Here is a 16415-nt window from a genome sequence, read left to right as displayed (position 1 = left end):
CCAAGCGCTCAACTCAAGCACTTGGGTTTTTTTATGCGTTTTTGACTACCTTTGTGCATATTTTGGGGCTTGCCCGCCTCTGGCGGGCCGGGCTGGGTCGGGGCTCGCTGCTCGCTCGGCCCTGCAGTTTTTTCGCTGCGCTCAAAAACTTGGGTCTGGCCTTCGGCCACCCCTTTCCATCCCTAAGCCGGCTCGCTGCGCTCGCCTCTAGACGCAAAAAATCGTTCAATAAAAATCAGATGATGCGATATTGTTTATTTTTCCTTTTTCTCTTCAGTTTTTCTTTTTCTTGGGCCAAGCCCATCCGTTTTCGGGCCGTTTTGCGCCAAGACCCCAGCCAAAGTATTAGTATTGGTTGGGAACAAGCCTCTGGCAAGGCGCCCGTGCTCTATTATGGCCCCAATGATTTGGGCCAAAAAGCCAAGGCTTACCCCCTCAAACAAATTCCCCAAAAGAGCTATAAGGTAAAGGGCATGCTGACCTACTTTGCCCGTTTGGCCGATTTGCAACCCAATACCAATTACTATTTTGTGGTTTGCGATGAAGAGGGCTGTAGCCAACGCTATTCCTTTAAAACTTTGCCCAATTCCCCCAAAGAACGGCTCTCTATTGTGGCCGGGGGAGATTCTAGAAATTATCAGGCGGCCAGAAAAAATGCGAACCGCTTGGTGGCCCGCTTGCGCCCGCATTTGGTGGTTTTTGCTGGAGATATGACTGCTTTGGGTACGCCCAAACAATGGCAGGGCTGGCTAGACGATTGGCAGGAAACCATTACGCCCGATGGCCGCATTACGGCTATGGTGGTGGCCAGAGGAAACCACGAGCTCTCTAATGAAACCTTATATAAGTTGTTTGATTTGCCCAATCCTAAGGCTTATTATGCACTGAGTTTGGGCGGCAATCTCATGCGCTTGTATACCTTAAATAGTATGATGCCCGCCGCAGGCTTGCAGGCCGAATGGTTGGCCGAGGATTTGGCCGAACATCAGGATCATGGCTGGCGATTTGCCCAATATCATCATCCTATGCGCCCTCATGTGAAGCGAAAATCAGAGAAAGAGGAGTTGGCCATGGCTTGGGCCCCTTTGTTTGAGCGCTATGGGGTGCAATTGGCCCTAGAATGCGATTCGCATACCTCTAAATATACTTGGCCCATTCGCTACAGCCAAGAGGAGGGCCATGAAGAAGGCTTTATCCGAGATGATAAAAATGGAGTGGTCTATATTGGTGAAGGCGGCTGGGGCGCCCCCCTCCGCAATGCCGATGACACAAAAAGTTGGACCAGAGCCGCAGGCAAACTCAATCAAGTGAAATGGTTGTTTGTGAGCCTAGAAAATATTGAAATTCGCACCGTCAAATCAGATAATGCTAGCCTAATTGGTTATTTAGGTGATGATAGCCGCTTTAGCATGCCCAAAAATATTATGCTTTGGCAACCCCATCAAGAAGACCATATTGATTTGGCCAATAATTATTTGTTGCGCTATAAACCTCCGACCGATAAGGCCAAAACTGCTTTAATGGAACTAAAGGCCAAGGCCGAACAACAACGCCTGCGCCTGTTTTGGGCCTGCAAATATGAAGGGCAAAATTATCGCTTCCTCATTCAGCATTCTCACAATAAAATTTATTGGTCTACCTTGGCCAATTTGGAAGGGGCTGGCCCTTCAGAAGAACTGCCCAACCACTACGAATTTGCCGATATTCAGGACCGCCCCCTAAGCCAGCAGTCTTATTATCGCATTTCGGTTTTGGATGAAGATGGAAAACTATTGGACCGCCAAGAACTGCTGGTAAAAGCAAGCCAAGAAAATGAAGAACGCATCCCGCTTCTGTCTGTCAATTTGTTGCGCAAAAAATTAGCGGTTCCTCTTTCTTTGCATCAAGCCGAAGAAAAAGTCCGCTTCGAGCTTTTTGATGTAAATAGAATTAGCCAAAGACGTTATACGATGGCCCTTGGCGCAGGCAAACAAGAGGTGGAGCTCAATATTCAAGGTCTAAAAACAGGAGATTATCTTTTAGAGATTAGCTATAATGGCCGATTGGAAAAAAGAGCGATTCGCTTATATATTCCCTAAGATAAATTTTTTATTCGCTCATAGTTGGTCCTTTTTCTAGTTTTAGCAGGCGGCGAAGCCGCCGCAAAGGAGCGTAGCGACTTGGCTTAGGGATGGAAAAGGGGGCGGCGCAGCCGCAGACCGAGCAAAAACTTGTTTTTTGCGAAGGGCCGAGCAAACCTGCGAGCCCTGACACAGCCCGGCCCGCCCAAAGGGCGGGCAAGCCCCAAAAAAAGAAAATGAAAAAAAACGCTAAAATAATTGCGCTCTCTTTGTTGTTCTGTCTAAGTTTTTCTTGCGCAGAACAGAAAGTACCTAGCAGCAAAGAAGAAAAAACGACTGCTGTTGTTCCAAAGCCTAGGCTAAAGTTTAGCTCTGCAATTACAGCTATACATCGGGATCGCAGCGGAAATTATTGGTTGGGCAGTCAAAAAGAGGGCCTTTGCCGTTATGATGGAAAAACCTTTGAATACTTTGCTGTTTCTGAGGGGTTGGCCGATAATCAAGTTCGTTCTATACAGGAAGATCAATTGGGCCGAATTTATTTTGGCACGGCTCAGGGGGTATGCCGTTATGAGCAAGGAAAAATTATTCGCTTAGTAGAAAATAGTTGGGCGCCAGCGCTAAAAGAGAAAGATTTTGGCCAATTTGACCTCTGGTTTAATGCGGGGACAAAAGAAGGGGCTTATTGCTACGATGGCGAAAAATTAAGCTATTGGGCTTTCCCTTTGGGCGACAAGCGAGATGTTAATAACGCCTATGCGCTAACCGATTTTTCTAGAGGAAAAAATGGAGCCTTGTATTGGGCCAGTTATGCTGCCGCTTTTATTTATGAGGGGCAGGGCGTTCGGCGAATTGATAATGAGGCTTTGGGCCTTAAAGCAGAAGAGGGCCTGCACATCAGAAGTATTCTGAAAGATACTAAAGGACGTTTGTGGATTGGCAATAATGGAATCGGTGTTTTCTGTATGCAGGGCGATACGGTCCAGCATTTTTCAAGAGAAAAAGGGCTGCTGATGCCGATAAAAACCTTTAGAGAAAATACAGAAAAAAGGGCGTTTGCTCAGAATAAAGGTTTGCAATCTGTTTTTCTTATTGTGGAGGACCAAAAGGGAAATATTTGGTTTTCTGACCGAGATACTGGTCTTTGGCGCTTTGATGGGGAGCATATTCAACAGTATAAAGTGGCTAAAAACTTGGCTGTAGGAATGGCGCTCAGCTGTTATGAAGAGCAAAATGGAGATTTACTTTTTGGCTTTAGTAATGGAAAAGTCTATCAATTTGATGGGCAGCATTTTTCAGAACGTTTTTAGAGCGGGTAAATTTCCTTGCTCATTTTTTTATAAAAAACGTTCTATACTGCTGTTTTTTGGGGCCCGCGGCCGGCTAGGCTTTGCCTAGGTCGGCCGCCGCTATGCTGCGCCGCTCGCAGGTCTGCTCGGCCCTGCGTTTTTTTCGCTGCGCTCAAAAAACTGGGTCTGGCCTGCGGCCACGGCTGCGCAGCGCTGGGCCGCACAGCTTTTATGTTTTTTCAGGGCTTTTTTCTTCGGCCCTCAAACGGCCCTTTCAATTAGCGGCTTTCAATTAGCAACTGGAGCAAAAAAAGGCCGAAGATAAATATCTTCGGCCCTTAGGGTTTGTAAAATGCGTAGCGCATTTTATTTTGCCTTAATTACATATTGGTAAGGCAGCAGCTCTTCTTTTAGCTCAAAATTGACAAAGCCAGCAGCTTTGAGTTCTTCTAATACTTTTTCCTTGGCAATTTTATGGTCCATAGCGGGGCCAATAGGCAATTCCTTCTTAAAAAAGTCAATAATAATGAGTTCGCCATTGGATTTAAGGCCTTTTTTGACTGCCTTAAAATAGGCAATACGGTCCTCAATATGATGGTAAGTATTGCTAATGAATACAAGATCTACTTCTTGATCCTTGATTTTGGGCGTCTCATAAGGCATGAGGCGAAGCTCTACATTTTCAATTTTATCGGCAGCAATGCGTTTCTGCAAATAATTTTGAAAGCCAGTGTCTACATCGGCGGCAATTACTTCTGCGCCAGCGGCGGCAAATTTCACAGAAAAGTAGCCAGAGCCTGCGCCAATATCCATAATTTTTTTGCCCGACAAATCGCCTAGATAATCCAAAACTTTTGCGGGTTGTTGGTATTCATCTCTTTCTTTAGACTCAAAGCGTTCCACCAATTCTTCAATTGATTGGCTGTGCATATGTGCGTTAGCCGAGCCATGATGATGTTTGTGATGATGCTTTTTTTCTTGCATGGGCTCTTTTTGGGTGGTTTTGTCTTTTGTTTCTTCTGCTGCGGGGCTAGCACAAGCGCCGGCAAAAAGCAGCAGCGCTAAACTTAATTTTTTCATATTTTATTCATTTGTTATGGGCCAAAGATAAGGAAGTTGCTTTTTTTTTCTGTGAGTAAAGGGGCAGGCTTTAACAAAAAAAAGGACTAGCGTTGAGCTAGTCCTTTTTGCTTAGCGGTTGTAGCACCACTCTACAAATTCTTTGCGGTCAATACTACTAGTGAAAACATCTTGAAGGTCTACATAATTATCTATATCATAAGTATAGTCATAGGCAAAATGCAGAAATTCTTCTCGGTCAAAAGAGCTAGACCAAAGGGTAACTAGTTGTCTAATTTGAGAGACGGTATAGCAGCCTTCTCGGGGAATTTGTGCTTTGGCCACATCCATGCGGTCAAAGCTACTACTATAGCTGGCCAAATTTTGTCGTGTTCTTTGAAATTGATTATTGGTGATTGGGGCATTGCAGCCTACTCTTCCGGTATAGCCGGGCACGGGGCCGCCCAAAACAACGCCACCGCCATTACCAATAGCGGAGGGATCGACAACAATACAAGAGGCCATAATTAGGCAAAGGCTGAAAAAAGTTAGAAAAATTCGCATGAGCGTAAATTTTTGAAAAAGTTCAATGATAAGGTCAAAGTTAAGGTTAATCTGCGGCTCCGTTTTCCAAGAGCATGCCAAAAATAAAAGCATTTTTTTGCATTGGAAATAGTGGAGAGATATTTTGGTCCACTGGGGGGGGCGAAGCCGCCCCTGGCCGCAGGCCAAATGGCCCAGCGCTGCGGAGGGGTGGCCGTCAGGCCAGAGCGAGCAAAAAAGCGCAGCTTTTTTTGCGAAGGGCCGAGCGAATAGCGAGCCCCGCAGCATAGCGGCGGCCGCCCCAGGAAAAAGGGCGGCCGCGGGCCCCAAGGGAATAAAAAAACCGTCCTCCTCGGCAAGCGAGAAAGACGGGGACTATTTTTCAAAGCAGGTTTTATAAACCTCTTTGGGCTTTTGCATTTTTCAGGATATCGTAGAGCAACTCTTTGGCCCTAAAAAGTTGGGCTTTGACGGTGCCCAGGGGCATATTGAGTTGTTCGGCAATTTCTTGGTAAGAAAGTTCTTCAAAATAACGCAGCTCAATCATTTGGCGATATTTATCGCTCATGCGCTCCATCAGTTCCTGCATAATGCGTCGGCGCTGCTGTCGGATGAAGCGCTCCTCTGGGTCCAGCAAATCGGCTTTGAGGCTATTGCTATAATCGGCCCCCCCTTCATCGGAAATGGGTTCATCGATCGAGAGCATTTTCATTCTTTTTTTTCGGATAAAGTCGATACAATTATTGCTAGCAATTTTGAACAGCCAGGTACTAAAGGCATAGCTAGGGCTGTAGCTATCGAGTTTTCGGAAAGCTTTGCCAAAGGCTTCGATGGTTAGATCTTCGGCATCATCTTTATTTCGGACCATTTTGAGCATCATGTGAAAGATGGAATTGCGGTAGCGGTCCATCAGTTGGGCATAAGCCATTTGGTCATTTTCTTCTACAGCGAGGGTAACGAGTCGGTAATCTTCTGCTGCTCTATCGGATAGTTTTTTCATTTCCAGTAGCTGGGCTTTTTTCGCAAAAATTGGAGGGCCATAAAGGGGTAATAGAGGAGGGCGAATAGTTCGGTCCAAAAAAGTTGGCTCCATAAATCTTCTTGCTCTAAGGTAAGCAAAGTTTTTTGCCAAACCCTATAAAAAATTAAAATTCTGAGGGGCCAAAGTAGGGCGAGGTAGGGGAAAGGGCCAAAGCAGAGAGCGAGGCAAAAAAACGGCAGGCCCAAAAAACTGCTCGACCAGAGGGCGAGCATCCATTTGGTTGTGTTTTGATAAAACTCGCTGCTGCTGTAGTGTCTGCGTTTTTGGCGAAAAAGCGATCGCCAAGTTTTTTTGGGGGCCGAATAGACAAAGGCCTTTGGGTCGAGGCAGTTATGGATGGGGAAATTTTGGGCAGCAGAGACCAAAATATCGTCATCGCCAGAGGGGGTATTGATGCTAGCGGCTAGGGCAGGGGCGGCGGCTTCAAATACCTTTTTGTGGTAGAGTAAATTTCGCCCCACCCCCATATAGGCTTGATTATAATGGGCGGCCGAAAAATATTGCAGGGCCACTAGGGCGGTTTCGTATCGGATCCAGCTATTGAGCCAAGTTTTTTCGGAGAGGTAGGGGCCAAAGCCTAAAACGAGGCCGGGCCCATTTTCTGGCCGGGCTTGCATCATCTTTTTGGCCCAGAGCGGAGAGGCGGCTTGGCCGTCGGCATCGGTGAGTAAAATCCAATCGTACTTAGTTTGAGGGATGGCCCAGAGCGGGGCTTCTTTTTTGCCCAAATATTTTTTTTCTCGATAAAAAAGGGGGCGAAGTTGAGGGTATTCTTGGGCCAATTGGGCCAAAATAGCGGGACTTTGGTCGCTAGAGTCGTCATCTACCCAGACGAGCTCGTAGATTGGATAATCTTGGGCTAAAAGTTTCCGTAAATTTTTCTGTAAATTAGCGCCCTCATTACGCGCTAGCACGACAATGCTCAAGGGCGGGAGCTGCTCGCAGCCCTTTGTTTGAGGCGCTTTGGCCCATTGATAAAAACGATAGGCAAAACCCATTTGGAGCCCAAAAAAAATGAAAGCCAAAGCCGAGAGCGCGATCCACATCATTAAAAAAACTTAATTGCATGCCCGAGTTGCATACAGAAATGAAATTTGAGCTAGAACATAGCGACCCGCACAGTCAGGCCCGCGTAGGGACACTACAAACGGCGCATGGCCAAATTCCCACTCCGATTTTTATGCCCGTAGGGACAATCGGAACCGTAAAAGGGGTTCATCAAAAAGAGCTGAGCGAAGATATTAAAGCCAAAATAATTTTGGGCAATACTTATCACCTTTATCTTCGTCCAGGGACCGAACTGCTCGAAAAAGCGGGCGGATTACACCAATTTATGAATTGGCAGGGCCCTATTTTGACCGATAGCGGGGGATTTCAGGTTTTTTCATTGGCCCACCGCCGAAAAATCAAAGAGGAAGGAGCTACTTTCGCTTCTCATATTGATGGAAGCAAACATTTGTTTAGCCCAGAAGGTGTGATGGATATTCAGCGTTCTATTGGGGCCGATATTATTATGGCCTTTGACGAATGTACGCCTTATCCCTGCGATTATCGCTATGCCAAAAAATCTATGGAGCTTACGCACCGCTGGCTCAAGCGTTGCTATACTCGCTTTAAGGAAACAGAACCCAAATATGGCTATCCGCAGTCGCTTTTTCCCATTGTTCAGGGAAGTGTATATAAGGACTTGCGCCTAAAATCTGCCGAAACGGTGGCCCAATATGCCGATTTGGGAATTGCCATTGGTGGACTCTCGGTGGGAGAGCCCAAAGAAGAAATGTATGCCATGACGGATTTGGTTTGTAGCCAATTGCCAACCGATAAACCTCGCTACCTTATGGGCGTGGGAACTCCCGCCAATATTTTGGAGTGTATCGCTTTGGGCGTAGATATGTTTGATTGCGTAATGCCTACCCGAAATGCTCGACATGGTTTGATTTTTACCCGAAAAGGAAAACTCAATATCAAAAACAAAAAGTGGAAGGACGATTTTTCTCCTATTGATGAGGATGCGCCCAATCCCACTAGCCGACAACATACAAAAGCCTATTTGCGCCACCTCTTTACGGTTAATGAACTTTTGGGGATGCAAATTGCTACCTTGCACAACCTCAGCTTTTATCTGGAGCTGGTCCGAGAAGCCCGCGAACGCATTTTAGATGGAAGTTTCCGCGCTTGGAAAGACGAATTGGTGCCTATTTTAGAGCAAAAACGCTAGCCTTTTATGCTAAAAATTATTGATCGCTACATTCTTTTTCGCTATCTCGCCACTTTTTTCTTTATCATTCTGCTGATGGGCATGCTCACGGTCGTTATTGATTTTTCTGAAAAGGTGGATAGCTTAGCCAATGGCCCAAAATGGACCGAGGTGGTCTTTGACTACTATCTCAATTTTGTGCCTTATATCAGTAGCATGCTTTTTCCACTCTATGCCCTGATTGCGGTCATTTATTTTTGCTCCCGCCTAGCCGCCAATTCCGAAATCATTGCCATTATTGGTAATGGAATTAGCTTTTGGCGGCTATTGCGGCCCTTTATGATGGGCGCGGCCATTATTGCCGGCTTTCATCTTTATGCCAACCACTTTATTTTTCCAGAACTCAATAAGGGCCGCACCCGATTTGAAAATACTTATATTCGGAAAAATAATTTTGATGGCCCCAAAGATAATATTCACCTTTTTGTGAGCCCTCAAGAAGAAATTTATATCCAACATTATAACCGCAAAGATAGTACAGGCCGCAATTTTGCCCTGATTCGCTACGATAGCAATGGGGTAGACCGCCCTTATACCTTAGAAGCGGGCCGCATCAAATTGATCGAATACCCCAATAAATGGGAGCTGATTAATTATCATGCCCGCTATGTGGATGATATGGAAGAGACGATTGTGAAAGGCGCAAAAATGGATACTTTACTGCCGCTCAGCTCTGCCGATTTGGCCCGAAGAAAAAACCTGAAGGATGCCATGAATAGCCGAGAAATTATGGAGTATATCGAGCAGGAAAAAGCCAAAGGCCTAGGCAGTACCACGGTTTTTGAAGTGGAATATCACCGCCGCTCTGCCGATCCCTTCAGCATTCTAATTCTTACGCTCATCGGGGTGTCTATTGCGGCCCGAAAAACCCGAGGCGGAATGGGCATGCATATCGTTATGGGCATGCTGGTTTGCGCGCTCTATATTTTTATGTCTAAGTTTTCGATGACCTTTTCTACCCATGGCGGACTCTCGCCTCTTTTGGGCGTTTGGACCCCCAATATCATCTTTACTTTTGTGGCTTTTTATCTGGTCGGTAAGGCGCAGAAATAGTTCGTTTTTTTGGGCCTCCCGCCTGCGGCGGGCGCTACGTTCGGCAGCTCGCTGTTCGCTCGGCCCTGCGGCCTGACGGCCTGGGTCTGCGGCTTTGCCGCACTGCCTACCATCGCTAGGCCGCTCAACTGCATTTTTGCTTTTGGCCTTATTCTTTGGCCTTTTAATGACTAAGGGGCAGAAAATATGATATATTTTCTGCCCCTTTTTTCTTTGGTCCTAAAAGGCCCGAAGGGCCGCAGGCTTAGGGATGGAAAAGGGGGCGGCGAAGTCGCAGACCCAGCAAAATGCGAAGCATTTTTGCGCAGGGCCGAGCAGACCTGCGAGCCCTGACCCAGCCCGGCCCGGCCAAAGGGCGGGCAAGCCCCAAAAAATAAAAAACAAGGCCTAATAATCTTTGATCAAGCCCTCGGCTAGCCAATCGGCTAAGGCTTGGCGGTTGGCGGGCAGCAAAATGCGCTTTTGGTCCTTAGGGTTTTGAATATTGCCCACCTCAATAAAAACGGGAGTGGGAGTGACCTCTCTAAGCATATGTAAATCCCTAGCTTTTACGGTGCCTTTATACTCTCCAGACGCCCGATGTTGCTTGTATTTTCCGCGAATATGTTGATGCAAACGGCGGGCGAGCTCTCGGCCACGCAGACTTTCGGGATAATGGTAGAAAAATAAATCGATGCGTTGTTTTTTAGAACGAGAATCAACATGAATTTCGACCAAACGCTGGTAGTAAAGGCCTTTGCGCAAATTTTCTCGATACAAATCGTTAATCACATCAGAGCGTTGACTGAGGCGTTCACTTTGTCCTTTTGGAATAGATTCGTTGGGCCAGCAGCGCTCATCTTCATCTTTGGGCAAATACTCCAGTTGGCGAATCCCGTCATTGGCATCTCGAACAATGAGGTAGACCAAAGCGCCATGCGAGAGCAGTTCTCGGGCCAGACGCAAGGTAATATCATAAGCATATTCGTCTTCGCAAATGGGTTTTCCCTTGTAGTTGGCCACCGCGCCAGGATCGGGCCCACCATGTCCAGAAACTAAATAATAAACAGCACCCGCCAGGCGCTTATCTTTTAGAGGCACATCGGCAAAGTTTTTCCCTAAAATGGGAAAATGTCGCCCTTTAGGGACATGTTTGTCTAGGTCTACCGCACAAGCTTTTAGATGATGAGGGTACCAAAGGGGCGCATTTTTGCTTTTGAAGCTCGTTTTTAGGCGAAAAAGCTCCATACTTTCATTGTAGCGTTCGATTTGTTTGGCTCTTTGCCAGCTCGAAATTCCAACAGTAGAGCGAATGGAGCGGCCATTATATTTATACTCTAAGATGGGGAGTTTATAGTTTTTGCCCACCATTAAATAGTCGGTTTCTTTCAGCTTATTGAGTTGGCAAAACTTTTTGAGATTGCAAGGGCTGCGGTCTAGGCCATAGCGGCCCAAAAGCACCAAAATGCCATCGCCTCTTTTGGCGGTTACGCTCAAATAAGATTGGGCGTTTAAGGGGAGCAGGCTGAGGAGAATAAGAAAAAGGGGGGCGAAAAATAATTTCATAATGAAGGATTAGAGTTGTTGAAGGAACCATCTTCTTTCGGTCAAAATGCTACAATCTTCAATTTGTTGCCGTAAGTTTTTTTTCTCTTGGCGGTCGTAGGGATTGAGCTGCAATAATTTGCGGCAGAAGCTAATAATATTGAGGTAATTTTCCTGATGATAGGAGCGCAATTTTTGCGCTCTTTTTTTTCTATTGACAAAGGCTCGAAAGCTAGCCAAAAAGGACTCCAAAAGGTCAAATTCTTCTAGCGCATAATAAATTTTGAGCAGCATTACTCTGGCGTTGAGCTGCATAAAAAGGTCGGCAAACTCTTGTTGCAAAAGCAATTCTTGCGCTTTTTCATATTGTTCTTTTTCGAGGGCGAGTTTGGCCCAAGAAAAGCGGGCATAAGCAGCCTGATAGGCTTGAGGTAGGCAGTTTTCATAGGCTGTAACAAATTGGGACACCCAATCGTAGGCCTTGAGCCAAAGGCCCACGCTCACTATGTTTTTAAAGGCAAAAGGACTAATTTGGCCTTGTTCGAGCAATAAATTTTCGCTTAGTTCAGCCCGATAAAGGGCAAACATTTCCTCAAAGTATTGTTCGTAGCCAGGCCGCTGTAAATTGACCTGCTTGGTGCAAAAGTTTATCCCCAATTGATAAAGTTCTCGCAGTTGATCGGCGGGCAAAATATTTTTTTCGCTTAAAAGCAGCGCCTTAAATTTCCGAAAATCTTCTTCGGCCTCTAAAGAGGATTGCAGACGATAGCAATGGTAATAAAGGGCCAGCGCTTTATCTTCTAATAGTTCTTCATGGGCCTCAATTTGGGCCAAAACAGCAGGCAGTAAGCCAAAATCATATTGCGTTTTATAGACAGCCTGATGCGCCAAAAATAAACAAGCTTGCCGCAATTTCCGCAAGCGATATTCGCTATCTAACCAATGCCCCAAGGCGGGCAAATTCTTAGGCGCATTTCTACTTTTTCCCGCTTTGGCCTCCTCCTGATAGCGCAATTTGGCCAAGGCATATTGCCCTTTTCGGTAGGCGGTTCCTCGTTCAGATTGTCGCTCCAATTGCCGCTCCCATTTTTGGCTTTGCTGCTTCAAATGCTTGCTCAAACCAATTTTTTGATAGGCTTGGGCCAAAAGTTCGGCCTTGTATAAAGGTTGCTCCTCCAATTGCTCGGCAATTAAAAATTCCTCTATGGCTTGCAACAAAAAAGATTGGGCATAACGCAAAAGCGAGTCCTCTTCCTTACTATAGGTTCGTCCAAAAACGGCCCGAAATACCCGCGCTTTTTCCCAAGATTTGGGCGGCGCCTCTGGCCCTTGCTCCTCCATATAGCGCCAAAGCGCCCAAAGATCTTCCCTCTGGTTATGCGCCGGAGATTGTAGCCATTTTCTGAGGCCCAAGCGCTGGCTGGCCGAAAGCAAGGCAAATAAATGAATTAACTTTGATTTATACATTTGTTTTTATTTTGGGGCCCGCGGCCGGCTAGCCTTCGGCTAGGTCGGCCGCCGCTATGCTGCGCCGCTCGCAGGTCTGCTCGGCCCTGCGTTTTTTTCGCTGCGCTCAAAAAACTGGGTCTGGCGCTTCGCGCCACGGCTGCGCAGCGCTGGGCCAAATCTAAGCGTTTTTAGGAAAACTACTTTTTGACAAAATTTAGCCAAAGGTAAGTATAAAGCTTAAAAATTAAATTTCATTTTTGACAATAGTCTAAATCTGGCCCACTCTCTTAACTCAAGATTTCTTTTATTTGTAATATGGAAGTAGTCTTAAGTAAGGCCACTAAAGAAAAGGGAAACCAATTTTTTAGTCTGGCTAAAAAGAACAGCTTTATAAATTACCCCTCCACTGCAAAATAAAATATCTTATGAAAATCAAGCTAATTTTTCTTCTGGCTCTTTTTGCCTGTCTGGGCCAAGGGCAAGCGCAAAACGCATTCTTAAGCGGCAATTTGTATCAGGATCAAGACCAAAACTGCACAGTCTCTGCTTTAGATGTTGTTTTTCCCAAAGTTCTCCTTTCCCTAACGGATTCTGTATCTGGCCAACAATATTTTGAAACGACTTCGGCCACGGGCTATTACAGTTTCAATGTGCCCGCCGGATTATATAACCTAGAGGTTCATTTTCCCTTCGAACACGATTTGTATACAGCTTGTAGCTATAATAATAGCCCTGTTTTACAGCCCAGCCAAAGTGATACAGTAGATATTTTGGTCCAAACAACTACCTATAGAGCAATTCCCTTTGTAGAATTAAGTACAGATTTTATCCCTGATTGCGGACAGGCCGATTATCAAGTTTATATGGCCAATTTAGGCACAAGACCACTTTTTAACGCCAGTCTTTTGCTAGAGCTGGATAGCAACCGCATGAGTTTGGATACCGCAACTACACAACTGCTTGCCTTAGGAAATGAGCGCTATCAGTTTAATTTGCCTTATTTGGGCCAAGGACAAGATTCTGCCTTTCATTTTACTTTTTCGGTAAATACAAATTGTAATGATGAGCCAGGAAGTATGCATAAGGTCCGAGCAGAAATAGGACCGCATAGCAATAACTACTCAGCAGGAGAATTAGCCCTTTCTGCCGATTGTTTGGGCGATTCTATTCGCTTTGTGGCCAGAAATATTGGTGTTGCGCCTCTAAATAACCAAGCGCTGATCGTTATCGAAGATGATGTGATGTACAGCCAACCCAATATTGGGACCTTAGATTCTTTGAGTAACGACACGATTATTATTCCAACAAGAACGCGTTCTACTTACCGCATTCAGGCGCCACAAACACAAAATAACCGCTTGATTTCTAGTCAAATGAGTTGGGCCAGCCTAGAAGGCTGTAAACCTGATGCACAAGGAGGATATGATACAGGTTTTGCAGGGCAGTTTTATCAGGATCATGCCTCGGCACATATTGCTTATGACGCCCAGGAAAGTCAGGCCCAAAGATCAAGCAATCTTAGCCGGGCTTTTCCAAAAGGATATGGGACTAACCAATATGTAGAGCTATTTACTCCCCTAGAATTTCAATTGGTTTATGAAAAACAAGGTACAGATACTACTGCGGTATTAACTTTGGTCGATACTATTTCGCCTTGGTTAGATCCCAGTAGTTTTCAGTTGGCCGCTCATAGTTTGACCGATTTAGATTGGAGTATTTCTCAGCAAGGAATTTTATCTTTTCGCTTTAGCAACTATAATTTGGTCCAAGGGGATCGAGTTTTTGTAAATTATCAGCTTTATCCTAAATCTAATGCCCTCAACCAATTGGCTTATCAGCAATATTTGGCCGTAGAGGATGGTTTGGCCAAACAGCCAGCGCCCCAGATTTATAGAACTTTTGGCCAAAATTTTATTATTAGTAGTTATAGCCATGAATTGGCAGCTCCTTTGGCCCAAAAAGTAAAAATTTATCCGCAGCCCGCCCGCCATAGCCTAAATGTAGAGCTCCTTTCTGGAGAAACAGGCCCTTTAGTCTTTGAAATCTACAATTTGGAGGGCCAATTGCTCCACCAACTAAGGACCGAAGGTCCCCGCGCTCAACTGAGTTTGCCCGAATTGCCCCAAGGCATTTTGATCTATCGTTTGCGCAGCGATAAAAAATTGATCGATCAGGGACAGTTGAGTATTTTTTAAAAAAGTATTGCTACAAAAGCAAAAAAGCGAGCAGGAAAACCTGCTCGCTTTTTTTAGCGCTTTTATTTTGTGTATCTGCGTCGACGTAAATAATAATAAAGCAAGCCAAAAAGGCCCAAAATAATTAGGGGAAGGCCCAGATTGATAAATTGCCAGAGACTTTCTTGATCAAAGGCGCGTTTTTGGTCCAAGGGCCGCAAACGAATCTCTCTATTGCGGAGATTGACTAGGCCAGAGTCATCCGTGAGGTATTCTACGCAGGCCAAAAGAAATTCTTGGTTGGCAAATAGTTTTGGTCCAAAATCGGGGAGAAAACCTGCGCCCAAGGGATAATGCCTTTGGCTGGGCGCATGATAATTATTATAAGCAATATCGCCATCAGAGATAACAATCATCTTGCTGGGGCGGCTGCTCATTCGGATGGGGTAGTTGCCCGCCTTTTTCCAAATTTCTTCGGCTCTTGGCGGTAGGCGATTTTTAAAGTGAGACTCAAATTCTCCTTCTAATAAAATGGCTACGTTTTGCGAGCCTTTGGTAAAAGCTTCTGGTCCAATAGCAGGATCAATAACGCCAAAGCCAATACGAGTAGGTGGATATTGTAGCTTACTATATTTAGAACTTCTTAATAAGGGCGTCTTTTTTACATTTGTTTTTGTCCCCACTGTATCAATACTAGAGGGATATTTGGTCAAGACAAAATCTAAGTTTTTTACAATCGGGTGGTCAATGACCGATTTTCCTGTTTCTAAACGTTCTTCTGGCGTTGCAAAAGGCTTGACCAAAGGATAGTAAAACCATTTTGGATTTGATTTTTGGTTGGGGCCAGATCGTAGGCCGCCAAAAGCGGCGGCATCATAAGAGGCAATTAAATTATTATTGACCCGAACACCATAATTAAAGAGCAACTTCTGAAGATCGAGCTCTCTGGGCATAGGAACATGAATGCCGTTAGCTTTTCCTAGACTATCATCTTCCATGTCTAGGGCATCGATCATCCAAAGAATGCGGCCCCCATTCATAACATATTGGTCCAATTTAAACTGATCATCATAGCTAAATTTTCGTTTGGGTTTGGCCACCACCACCAAACTCACCGAAGAATCAATTTGATTGAGGCGAGAGAGGTCCACATGTTTGGTCCCATAATTTTCAGACAGTGCTTTTTCAAAGCCATAAATATGGCGCAGCGGCAATTCTCCATGATTATTGATAAAAGCGACTACAGGTTTATTTTTTAGCTGCAATTTTTTGATGGCCGCCGCAAATTTATACTCCAAACTATTGATCGAAGCAGAAATATCGCTGGGTTGATAATAGCCATCGCCTAGCTCTACCATATTGATGACTTCAAAGTTGTAGCCAGAGCGAACGATAGCAAAAGGAAAAACCAAAATCATTCGGCCTTGTCGCGCATCTTTAATTTGTAGCGGCATAATTTTTTGCTTGGCCAATTGTTTTTGCAGGGCTTTTACCTCTTCTTCTGTACCATCTAAGGGATTGACAAAGCGATAATTGAGCATGCCGGCAGAACGCTCTTTAAATAATCCCATTAAATCTTTGAGATTATTTTGTAGGTGGCGAAAATCAGAGGGAAATTCTCCGTCTAATAAAATTTCAATGCTTACCGAAGCCGTATCATTGGGCAATTTGGCCAAAAGTTCTGCTGTAGCAGGATTGAGCGTAAATCGCTGGTCCTCGGTCAAATCAATTTTGCCATAAATAAAGCTGCCCAAAACATTCAACACAATAATGATGACGGCCATAAGGGCAAATTTTAGCAGAGAGTTCGCTGCTTTTTTAGATTTCATTGGATAACAATTAGAGATGTTTGTAGAGAACCCAAAATTTTGAGCTCAGAAATACTAAGGGCCTCAAGATACAACCCTTTGGGGATTCTGAAAAATTTGTTCCTTAGCGAAAAAGACCAAGAAAAAAAGGGGTAGA

The 16415-nt window shown here is 45.1% G+C and carries 12 protein-coding genes; 5 read left to right on the top strand and 7 right to left on the bottom strand.

Translation table 11 applies throughout. From position 1 onward, the window contains the following. Positions 1–239: 239 nt before the first annotated feature. The gene (locus OP864_RS16545) at positions 240–2078 is read left to right on the top strand and encodes a purple acid phosphatase family protein (protein WP_270099251.1); all 1839 of its coding nucleotides are present in this window, start codon (positions 240–242) and stop codon (positions 2076–2078) included. Positions 2079–2296: 218 nt separating this feature from the next. Further along, positions 2297–3370 (top strand): ligand-binding sensor domain-containing protein, encoded by a 1074-nt coding sequence (locus tag OP864_RS16540; RefSeq protein ID WP_270099250.1) that lies wholly within the window; start codon positions 2297–2299, stop codon positions 3368–3370. Between the two features lie 345 nt (positions 3371–3715). Here OP864_RS16540 and OP864_RS16535 read toward each other — a convergent pair whose 3' ends face one another. The 4 genes from OP864_RS16535 to OP864_RS16520 all read right to left on the bottom strand — a co-directional run bounded on the left by OP864_RS16535 (position 3716) and on the right by OP864_RS16520 (position 7042). Continuing rightward, positions 3716–4429 carry a class I SAM-dependent methyltransferase gene (locus OP864_RS16535; RefSeq protein ID WP_270099249.1) on the bottom strand — a complete coding sequence of 238 codons (714 nt, stop codon included), beginning with the start codon at positions 4427–4429 and terminating at the stop codon, positions 3716–3718. Between the two features lie 111 nt (positions 4430–4540). Beyond that, the gene (locus tag OP864_RS16530; protein WP_270099248.1) at positions 4541–4972 is read right to left on the bottom strand and encodes a proline and serine-rich protein 1 family protein; all 432 of its coding nucleotides are present in this window, start codon (positions 4970–4972) and stop codon (positions 4541–4543) included. A gap of 373 nt (positions 4973–5345) precedes the next feature. Then, positions 5346–5951, bottom strand: a complete 606-nt coding sequence (locus OP864_RS16525) for an RNA polymerase sigma factor (RefSeq protein ID WP_015694468.1) — start codon at positions 5949–5951, stop codon at positions 5346–5348. Continuing rightward, positions 5948–7042, bottom strand: a complete 1095-nt coding sequence (locus OP864_RS16520) for a glycosyltransferase (protein WP_270099247.1) — start codon at positions 7040–7042, stop codon at positions 5948–5950. Before OP864_RS16520 ends, OP864_RS16525 begins: the two co-directional genes overlap by 4 nt. Positions 7043–7080: 38 nt before the next feature. Between OP864_RS16520 and tgt the strand changes: the two genes are divergently transcribed. Together tgt and OP864_RS16510 are read left to right on the top strand one after the other, a co-directional pair. Next, positions 7081–8211 (top strand): tRNA guanosine(34) transglycosylase Tgt, encoded by a 1131-nt coding sequence (tgt, locus tag OP864_RS16515; protein ID WP_349294461.1) that lies wholly within the window; start codon positions 7081–7083, stop codon positions 8209–8211. Positions 8212–8217: 6 nt separating this feature from the next. After that, positions 8218–9303, top strand: coding sequence for an LptF/LptG family permease (locus OP864_RS16510; RefSeq protein WP_015694465.1), 1086 nt, complete (start codon positions 8218–8220; stop codon positions 9301–9303). Between the two features lie 387 nt (positions 9304–9690). Here OP864_RS16510 and OP864_RS16505 read toward each other — a convergent pair whose 3' ends face one another. Both OP864_RS16505 and OP864_RS16500 read right to left on the bottom strand, forming a co-directional pair. Beyond that, positions 9691–10848, bottom strand: coding sequence for an N-acetylmuramoyl-L-alanine amidase family protein (locus OP864_RS16505; protein WP_270099245.1), 1158 nt, complete (start codon positions 10846–10848; stop codon positions 9691–9693). 9 nt (positions 10849–10857) lie between these two features. Further along, the gene (locus OP864_RS16500) at positions 10858–12294 is read right to left on the bottom strand and encodes a hypothetical protein (RefSeq protein ID WP_270099244.1); all 1437 of its coding nucleotides are present in this window, start codon (positions 12292–12294) and stop codon (positions 10858–10860) included. A gap of 407 nt (positions 12295–12701) precedes the next feature. Between OP864_RS16500 and OP864_RS16495 the strand changes: the two genes are divergently transcribed. Beyond that, positions 12702–14471 (top strand): T9SS type A sorting domain-containing protein, encoded by a 1770-nt coding sequence (locus OP864_RS16495; RefSeq protein WP_270099243.1) that lies wholly within the window; start codon positions 12702–12704, stop codon positions 14469–14471. Between the two features lie 62 nt (positions 14472–14533). Here the strand turns inward: OP864_RS16495 and gldG are convergent, their stop codons facing one another. After that, positions 14534–16279, bottom strand: coding sequence for a gliding motility-associated ABC transporter substrate-binding protein GldG (gene gldG, locus OP864_RS16490; RefSeq protein WP_270099242.1), 1746 nt, complete (start codon positions 16277–16279; stop codon positions 14534–14536). Positions 16280–16415: the final 136 nt, after the last annotated feature.

The sequence above is a fragment of the Saprospira grandis genome (genome assembly GCF_027594745.1).
In the GTDB taxonomy this organism is placed as follows: domain Bacteria; phylum Bacteroidota; class Bacteroidia; order Chitinophagales; family Saprospiraceae; genus Saprospira; species Saprospira grandis.
The sequence above is the reverse complement of the archived record's forward strand: the minus strand, read 5'-3'. Positions and strand labels throughout refer to the sequence as shown.

Excerpts from the sequence above, each read along its gene's own strand:
- OP864_RS16545 (WP_270099251.1), top strand. The coding sequence starts at position 240 with ATGATGCGATATTGTTTATTTTTCCTTTTTCTCTTCAGTTTTTCTTTT.
- OP864_RS16540 (WP_270099250.1), top strand. The coding sequence starts at position 2,297 with ATGAAAAAAAACGCTAAAATAATTGCGCTCTCTTTGTTGTTCTGTCTA.
- OP864_RS16535 (WP_270099249.1), bottom strand. The coding sequence starts at position 4,429 with ATGAAAAAATTAAGTTTAGCGCTGCTGCTTTTTGCCGGCGCTTGTGCT.
- OP864_RS16530 (WP_270099248.1), bottom strand. The coding sequence starts at position 4,972 with ATGCGAATTTTTCTAACTTTTTTCAGCCTTTGCCTAATTATGGCCTCT.
- OP864_RS16525 (WP_015694468.1), bottom strand. The coding sequence starts at position 5,951 with ATGAAAAAACTATCCGATAGAGCAGCAGAAGATTACCGACTCGTTACC.
- OP864_RS16520 (WP_270099247.1), bottom strand. The coding sequence starts at position 7,042 with ATGATGTGGATCGCGCTCTCGGCTTTGGCTTTCATTTTTTTTGGGCTC.
- tgt (WP_349294461.1), top strand. The coding sequence starts at position 7,081 with ATGAAATTTGAGCTAGAACATAGCGACCCGCACAGTCAGGCCCGCGTA.
- OP864_RS16510 (WP_015694465.1), top strand. The coding sequence starts at position 8,218 with ATGCTAAAAATTATTGATCGCTACATTCTTTTTCGCTATCTCGCCACT.
- OP864_RS16505 (WP_270099245.1), bottom strand. The coding sequence starts at position 10,848 with ATGAAATTATTTTTCGCCCCCCTTTTTCTTATTCTCCTCAGCCTGCTC.
- OP864_RS16500 (WP_270099244.1), bottom strand. The coding sequence starts at position 12,294 with ATGTATAAATCAAAGTTAATTCATTTATTTGCCTTGCTTTCGGCCAGC.
- OP864_RS16495 (WP_270099243.1), top strand. The coding sequence starts at position 12,702 with ATGAAAATCAAGCTAATTTTTCTTCTGGCTCTTTTTGCCTGTCTGGGC.
- gldG (WP_270099242.1), bottom strand. The coding sequence starts at position 16,279 with ATGAAATCTAAAAAAGCAGCGAACTCTCTGCTAAAATTTGCCCTTATG.